Below are 3,070 nucleotides of genomic sequence, written 5' to 3' on the forward strand. Positions count from 1 at the left end.
GCCGCCCGCCGAGGCTTGCGCCGGCGCCCGGCCGGAGGTGCAGGGTCGCCCGGCCCCAGGCCCAGAGGTTGACCCCCAGCAGGTAAAAGAGGAGGAGCCGGGAGATCACGCCGGCCCTCCGTCCGTCCCGGGCGCCGGGTCGTCGCCCGCGCCCGCGACGAGGCGGGCGACGGCCGCCGGCGCCTTCAGCCCGCTGCCCGTGAGGACGGCCACCGCCGGCTCGCCCGCGGGCAGCCGCCCCTCGCGCCGCAGGCGGAACGCGCCGGCCAGCGCCACCGCCCCCGTCGGCTCCACCAGCAGCCCCTGCCCCGCCAGGCGGCGCAGGGCCAGGGCGATCTCCCCGTCCGTCACCTGGACCGCGCCGCCGCCGCTCCGGCGCAGGTGCGCCAGCACCTCGCGGCCGCGGACGGGATGCGCGCCGGCGATCCCCTCCGCCGCCGTGGGGCGGCGGGCCGCGGCCAGGAGGCGGGGGGAGGGCTCGGGCAAGCCTTCCTCCAGCGCCAGGGCGAGGGGGGCGTCGCCCTCGGCCTGGACCGCCCAGATGGCGGGTGGCGCCGCCCACCCGGCGGCCGCCGGCGCCCCCCCGCCGGGAGGCGCGAGCCGCTCCCAGGCGCGACCCAGCGCCAGCACCAGGCTTCCGTGCCCGGCCGGCACCAGCGCGTGCCAGCGCCCGCCCGGCGCCACCAGCGAGGCGACCTCCGCCGCCAGCTCGTAGCCCAGCGTCTCCAGGCCCGCCAGAAAGGCCGGGTGCCAGTTGTGGCTGGCGTAGAAACCGGGGGCTTCCTCCGCCTGGGCGGCCTGCCGCGCCGCCGCGCGCCCGCCCTCGACGGCGTGGGCGACGGCGCCGAAGAGGCGGAGCTGGGCGCGCTTCCCCTCGGAGCTGCCGGCGGGGACGAAGACGTGACAGCCCAGGCCTGCGCGCGCGGCGTAGGCGGCCAGCGCCACGCCGGCGTTGCCCGAGGAGTCGTCGCGCACCTCGCGCACGCCCTGCGCCTTCAGGTAGCTGACCAGAAAGGCGGCGCCCCGGTCCTTGAAGGAGCCGGTGGGCTGGAGGAAGTCCAGCTTCAGCCAGAGGCCGTCCTCCTCCGGGGCGGCCTCCCCCTCCGCCGCCAGCGGGACGAGCGGCGTGCCACCCTCGCCCAGTGTCACCCGCGCCGCGGCCGGCACGCGCGGCAGGAGCGGCTCCCAGCGCCAGATGCTCGCCTCCCACGGCCAGCGGGCGGCGGCGTAGGGCGGGGGTTCCAGCCGGAGCGACGGCGGCCCCGCCTCCGGCTCGAACTCCAGCAGCCCGCCGCACGCCGGGCAGCGCCAGGCCGGCCCCGCGGGCCTGGCGCCGCAGGCGGCGCAGCGCAGCCCGGCCAGCTCGGGCCCGGGCGTCATGCCGCCCCGCCGCCCTCCAGGAGGAGCAGGCGGCGCTTCATCGCCTCGCCACCGGCGTAGCCGCCCAGGCCATGGGCGGCCACCACGCGGTGGCAGGGGACGACCACGGGCACCGGGTTGGCGCCCACGGCCGCCCCCACCGCGCGCGCCGCGCCCGGACGGTCCAGGCGGAGCGCCAGCTCGCCGTAGGAGAGGCGCTCGCCCCAGCCGAGCCGGAGCAGCTCGCGCCAGACCGCCAGCTGGAAGGGCGTCCCGCGCAGGTCCAGGGGCAGGTCGAAGCGGTGCGACCGGCCCGCCAGGTAGGCCTCCAGCTGGCCGGCGACGTCGCCCGGCGGCTCCGCGGGTGCGGCGGCGCCCTCCCCCGGGCGGAAGTGACGCGACAGCCAGGCGGCCGGGGGCGCCTCGCCCCCGTCAGGGCCGGGCAGACCCAGCCAGGCGATGCCGCGCGCCGTCCAACCCAGCCGGAAGAGCCCCCAGGAAGTGGGTAGCGGAGCCAGGCGGAGCCGCGGGAGGCTTCCCACCCCCGCGGGCGCCCCCTTTTCTCGAGAGCCGGTCATCCTTCGTCCTCCGCCCCCTCGGCCAGGAGTATAAGGGAGGCGGGCCGGCAGCGGGCGGCGGAGCGACGTCCGGGCCGCGGCCGCCCAGGGGCCCGGCGGTGTCGCGCCGAATCCCTCCTCCAGACAGCCGGGCGAGCCGGCGCGAGAGCTCGCCGGCGGCGGAGGTGGAGCGGCATGTTCCGGAAGATCCTGGTCGCCGTGGACGGCTCCGAGAGCGCGCAGCGGGCGGTGGCGGCCGCGGCCGAGCTGGCGGCCTCGCTCCCCGGGGCCGAGGTGGCGCTTCTGACGGTCAGCGAGCCGGTACCGCTCTTCGTGGTCGACGAGCTGCGGGCCAACGGCCTGGACCCGGCGGTCCTGCAGGAGCGGCACGCCGAGGAGCTGCTGGAGGCCGCCGCAGGCCCCCTACGGGAGCGCGGCCTCGACTACGTGCCGCTGACGGCGGTGGGAGACCCGGCCGGCGAGATCTGCCGCGCGGCCCAGGAGGGCGGCTATGACCTGATCGTCATGGGCCGCCGCGGCCTCGGGCCCTTCCAGGAGATGCTGGCCGGCAGCGTCTCCAACAAGGTGGTCCACCGCGCCCGGCGCGCCGTCCTCATCGTCCAGTGAGGCCGGCTCCGGACGCGCGCCGAGAGGGAGGCGGGAGCATGGCGACGGTGCGGGATCCGGTCTGCGGCATGGAGTTCGAGGAGGAGACGGCGCTGGAGATGGGGGCCGAGGTGCTGGACTTCCAGGGAACCCGGCTCTACTTCTGCTCGCGCGCCTGCCGGCGAGCCTTCGAGGCCGATCCGGCGGCCTACCCGGGCGGCGGGCCGCGGCCCGATCCGCACGCGGCCCCGGGGGGCTGAGCGGCGGCGGGACGCGGGGCGGGGAGGGGGGGGGGGAGGCGCCGCCTCCCCCGCCCGCCGGCCTCTCAGGCGACGTAGCCGCGCGCCTCGAGGACGCGCTCGGCGATCTGGCGGCGGAGGCCGACCTCGTCCAGGGGCTCGCGCGCGGTGAGGCGGTCCACCACGGCCATGCGCAGGCGCAGCTCGTCGCCCTGGTAGAGGCGGGCCAGCACCCGGCCGGCCAGCCGGCGGACGCACCGTGCGGCGCGGTCCACCGTCAGGCGGGCGACGGCCTCGGCGAGCGGGTCG

Annotated in this window: 5 protein-coding genes; 2 read left to right on the plus strand and 3 right to left on the minus strand. The window is 79.1% G+C overall.

Annotated elements, in window-relative coordinates:
- Positions 1-105 precede the first annotated feature (105 nt).
- Together K6U79_11420 and K6U79_11425 are read right to left on the minus strand one after the other, a co-directional pair.
- Complete coding sequence (locus tag K6U79_11420) at positions 106-1,380, minus strand: pyridoxal-phosphate dependent enzyme (protein ID MCL6522962.1); 1,275 nt, start codon at positions 1,378-1,380, stop codon at positions 106-108.
- Positions 1,377-1,937 carry a methylated-DNA--[protein]-cysteine S-methyltransferase gene (locus K6U79_11425; protein ID MCL6522963.1) on the minus strand — a complete coding sequence of 187 codons (561 nt, stop codon included), beginning with the start codon at positions 1,935-1,937 and terminating at the stop codon, positions 1,377-1,379. Before K6U79_11425 ends, K6U79_11420 begins: the two co-directional genes overlap by 4 nt.
- A 174-nt stretch (positions 1,938-2,111) precedes the next feature.
- Here K6U79_11425 and K6U79_11430 point away from each other — a divergent pair, with 174 nt between their 5' ends.
- Together K6U79_11430 and K6U79_11435 are read left to right on the plus strand one after the other, a co-directional pair.
- The gene (locus K6U79_11430) at positions 2,112-2,543 is read left to right on the plus strand and encodes a universal stress protein (protein MCL6522964.1); all 432 of its coding nucleotides are present in this window, start codon (positions 2,112-2,114) and stop codon (positions 2,541-2,543) included.
- A gap of 47 nt (positions 2,544-2,590) precedes the next feature.
- Entirely contained in the window at positions 2,591-2,782 is a 192-nt protein-coding gene (locus K6U79_11435; GenBank protein ID MCL6522965.1) for a YHS domain-containing protein, read from the plus strand.
- 65 nt (positions 2,783-2,847) lie between these two features.
- On the opposite strand, the gene K6U79_11440 is transcribed toward K6U79_11435, so the two are convergent.
- The coding region (locus tag K6U79_11440; protein MCL6522966.1) for an acyl-CoA dehydrogenase at positions 2,848-3,070 on the minus strand (223 nt) is incomplete at its 5' end.

The sequence above is a fragment of the Bacillota bacterium genome (assembly GCA_023511835.1).
Classification (GTDB): domain Bacteria; phylum Bacillota; class Sulfobacillia; order JAIMAT01; family JAIMAT01; genus JAIMAT01.